Below are 4,218 nucleotides of genomic sequence, written 5' to 3' on the forward strand. Positions count from 1 at the left end.
AACAGTTTCAACCAGTCCGGCCAGCCTGGTAAACTCATCATTGACTGTGACTACTGTGCAGGCCGCTTATACCATTACCGCAGGCCAGCAAACCGATACAGACCAGAATACAAAAGCCACGTTAACGTTAATGCTGAAGGATGCAGCCACTACCCCTAATGCTGTAAAAGGCCAGACTGTATCCTTCAGCATTACGCCTGCTGACGCTGGCGTGGCTGTCTCAAATGTTGTTGATAACCAGGATGGGACCTACACTGCGGTGCTGACCGCTACTAAAGCACAGCAATATGCCATAACCGCTCAGGTTAATGGTGCGGCATTTGGTAATACACTGCCTAATCTGCAGGGCTCTGTTCAGACTGTTGCCGCTGCGCCCGATGCAGCTCACACTATCGTTGAGCCTTTTAATAATCTTGCCCAGGCTGCCATTGCGGCTGATACCCAGAATGTGGGATTTCAGACTCACCTGTTTGACCGGTTTGATAATGTGCCAACGTGGACGGATACGGATATTCAGGTAACGGTACCCGGATTCAATGCTGCAAATGTGACGACGACAAAGGATGCCGCGACCAATACTATCAGCGTAACCGCAGGGGCAACAGGAGCTGCAGATAAGGTTTCCTATATTGCGGAAAAGGTGGTGCTGACAAAGTCGGGGGGACAAGATCTGCTGGCTAACGCAGAGCTGTCGAAACTGACGGTCGTACCAAAAATTACAGAAATTACATATAGGAATATAAATTTTAAAGCTTCTCTTGAACGTGGCGGAAAGCAATTAGTTCTTCCCAGACCTGTATACAATAAAGCATCATGGTACCCAGTTAATCCATCCACGGGGCAAAGTTTTAGCACTGCAGATTTAGACATTACCTCTCCATTCGATAATACAGCTGGTCGTAATGATACGTCGATGGATGTCAGATATCCAAGTGCTCCAGCTACATTTAAGCAAACAGTGACGGTTAAATTAACTGACGCGATTCTGTATAAAAAGGATATCGGATCACATCTAAGCATTTACCGAGCTTATTATAATGTACCGCCAACAAGTTTCGATGTTTGTGAGGTTGCGGATGGTGATTCATGTGGTCGTACCGGACCAGAGTGGACGTTGGTAACTCAAATTGCTGCAGATGACGCATATATTCTATCAAGAGATTTTTCTACAACATATATCACAATGATTACTCCTCCTGACAGACATAGTTCTTGCTTCGTGAGGTATTGGAAGAATGGTGCGCCAAATGCTTATACAACGATCAGTAGTGGATGCGGTGGGGCAGTTGATTATGGCCCCGGACCAGACACTTGGATTGGAGGACTAAGTCGTAGTTATTATCCCTATCAGTAACATGTGATAGCCCTCTATTCTGCCAGCTTGACTAATTAAGTCTGGAGAAACAAAAGTTACCTACTGAAATAAGCGGCATAATGCTGGCCATCGTAATGGCCAGCATTTCAAAGGATAAAATTAATAACCTGGGTTTAGTATCCATTTAACGAACTTGTTGCCGTGCTGCATCCACCTCAAGCGGGATCTTCAGCATATAGCTCTCTTCAGAGGTATAATCAGTTTTCTTAAGAGCCACTTAGGCTGGGTGAAGGGAAACAAGTTCGTATCGGAGATGGACACTTTTTAGTAATTGACCGCAGAGTTGGGTATCGTGATTTTAAAAGCTGGCCTGCGCGTGAGTGGTGAGCTTCAACACGAAAGATACATTGTATCTTGGTTGATATCACCGAAGGACAGTAGAATTTTATTTCTTTAAGTGCGTCGTTTTTTATGGGCTGCTGGAAGATTCTGCACCTCTTAATTTCAGGGCTTTATTAAACTGTGGTTTTCTGGTAGGTTTTCTGGTAGGTTTTCTAGGGATTGCTAATTTATAATTTTCCCTGGAGTATTAGTGATGCTCGTTTCATATAATGAAATAAAACATTTGTCAGATATTCATACGGTTTACGAGATAGATGCTGATGTTTTAGATAGAAATTCAAATACAAAATCAATACAACGAAAACTCGGTAGGTTGTGGGATGTTGCCAGGGATGCCGACTATTGTGTTTGTTTTGTTGAAACAGATCTCTATGGCCCCGCCGGATTTACCATGCCTGGCAGTGAAGCCACGAATGATATGCCTTCTTTATTATTTTTTATTCAGAATTCATGTCGCTTTGAAGATGTTGAGAGTTTATGGATACATGAATCAATCCATCACCAACAAATGACTACAGGGCGTTTATCTATTGGTGGCGATGGGTATCCTTATTGGGACGGTGTAAGATATAACTTCCAGTCTCTTCCTGATTTGCTTTATACAGAAGGTCATCCGGAGTTTGCTGAACAAGTTATAAATGTATTGAAATACTATGCTCAACCTTGGGAATTAGAAGCTCAACGCGATAATTGGGATACTAATAACCTTACGTTTCGGATAGGCAAAAGTCTTGTCGATAAATATGGAACATGCTGGAAAGACGACTGGGATGAGGAAAAACGTAAAGTCTTAATTAGTCATCATGGATTGGGCTATGCGTTTAGAGATTTATTAACTCGTGAATGAGGCTTCGCATAAATGTGGCAAAGAATATGGGATGCCGGCCGTCGTTAGCCGACGGAGCAACTGTAAACTGCAAAGCCCATTTATGTGATGGGATAAAGGGCGAGGGAATTCTCGCCTTAAGGATCAAGTAAAAGTCGAATATTTCATCCTCGTTTAAATGATAAGGGTGTGCGTTGATTATTGCTAGCTCAAGCTGATAGCGAGGAACTTAATAGGTAAGCAACAGCAGGCTTTGTTTAGAAGGGATGCGCTATTTACCGAGGCAGGGATGCCTCCATTACTCGTGATCAACCAAAAAAATGATAGCAAAGACCGATAATGTGACGCTTTGATTCTGAATGGTTACTATCAATGGATAATAGCAAAGATCACTATTTCTTCGTTGATTGATCGGGATAAATACATTGGTGTACGGGCCCCATTCGCATAGGTAAAAAAGCAACCCTGGATTTTTTTACCAGTCAAAAATGTCGAAACCTTCCAGCATATCACCCGCGACATCAAAACACAGTGTGGTACGCTGGTGTTGCTTCATCCTGGTTATTACGATCCTCCTGTAAATCTTCGATATTCCCATGCGTTTTAACCGTAATACCGGTATTCGCTATGCATATAATCTCAGCAGGTAACCGCTCCCCGTGTTTTGTACCCACTCAGCATCACCGTAGGCATCATAACGATATGAGACGAGAATAGTGGCGCATTACCGTTGTCCGTGATATGGACGCCGCTACATATTGCACCTCTCAGAATAGCCATTTCTGGTAGCACTGGTATGTTATCATTCGGGGATATCCGTTGAGATGTTGTCTCTTCATTTTGCCCAGTTCCCTGGTGGTGAGATGGTTGCTGATGTTGATGTGTCTTTTGCCAGAATGGAATTGTGTTTTCATCATATGAATTTCTCCCTATACCGGTTGCCAGTACAATAGCTGGCGACCGGTGTGTCATGGATGGTTATAGGTTGCTGGCTTTCCCGGTGAACCTTGTGCAATCAGGGGGCGGTGTTTAGGGTGGCGTCGGGTAAATCACGAGATACAGATATCCGCAGGAGCCCAGTGTATCGGCTTCACAGGTGAGACTATTGTGGTGCAAGGTGACGCATTGAGCTCGTGCCGGATGGAGTCTTCCGGTAGTGAGCATTAACTCCAGTTCTCTGAGTATTAAAGGAAAGACTTGGTCAAGCTGACGGGCGTCGGCCTCACTGAAGGTACCATTAATACTGGACCGGTCGGCCAGATAATGCAGCCGGCGATTTTCCAGCACCAGTCTGGCGCCAAAACGGGGTAAGACATCACGATATAAGCCCCAGTTCAGGGGCAATATTGTTGAGGGCATCTTTGCTCCGATCGTTAGTTTAAAGTGACACACATCAGACGTACGTAAGCACCGTAACCGTCTTTATGTCGTTCGGCATAAACTGCAAGCACGCCGGGTATGTCCTGCACCTCCTTGCCAGAATACGCGCTGCAGTTGCCGCGCCAGCGGTATTTACCCATGCTGAATGGGAAGAGGCGGCTGTGTGGATGTTGCTGATGAATCGTCATGGCTTCGTGGCGGGGAACTATCTTCATTGGGGTGTACTCCAGGTTCACAAAAGGCCTTGTTCAGCAAAGGACAGGATCTGCCGGTGACTGACAATAAAGTGGTCGGG

The 4,218-nt window shown here is 44.9% G+C and carries 4 protein-coding genes; 2 read left to right on the plus strand and 2 right to left on the minus strand.

From position 1 onward, the window contains the following. Positions 1-1,354: Ig-like domain-containing protein (locus tag GKAS_RS22830; RefSeq protein WP_035897760.1), on the plus strand; the 1,354-nt coding region annotated here is incomplete at its 5' end. 556 nt (positions 1,355-1,910) lie between these two features. Then, positions 1,911-2,564 carry a hypothetical protein gene (locus GKAS_RS22835; protein WP_035897761.1) on the plus strand — a complete coding sequence of 218 codons (654 nt, stop codon included), beginning with the start codon at positions 1,911-1,913 and terminating at the stop codon, positions 2,562-2,564. Positions 2,565-3,572: 1,008 nt separating this feature from the next. Here GKAS_RS22835 and GKAS_RS24400 read toward each other — a convergent pair. Both GKAS_RS24400 and GKAS_RS22840 read right to left on the minus strand, forming a co-directional pair. Further along, positions 3,573-3,902: a type IV toxin-antitoxin system YeeU family antitoxin gene (locus GKAS_RS24400; RefSeq protein WP_072011469.1), complete on the minus strand. Its 330-nt coding sequence runs from the start codon at positions 3,900-3,902 to the stop codon at positions 3,573-3,575. 14 nt (positions 3,903-3,916) lie between these two features. Further along, positions 3,917-4,138, minus strand: a complete 222-nt coding sequence (locus tag GKAS_RS22840; protein ID WP_035897762.1) for a DUF987 family protein — start codon at positions 4,136-4,138, stop codon at positions 3,917-3,919. Positions 4,139-4,218: the final 80 nt, after the last annotated feature.

The organism is Kluyvera ascorbata ATCC 33433, assembly GCF_000735365.1.
GTDB lineage: Bacteria > Pseudomonadota > Gammaproteobacteria > Enterobacterales > Enterobacteriaceae > Kluyvera > Kluyvera ascorbata.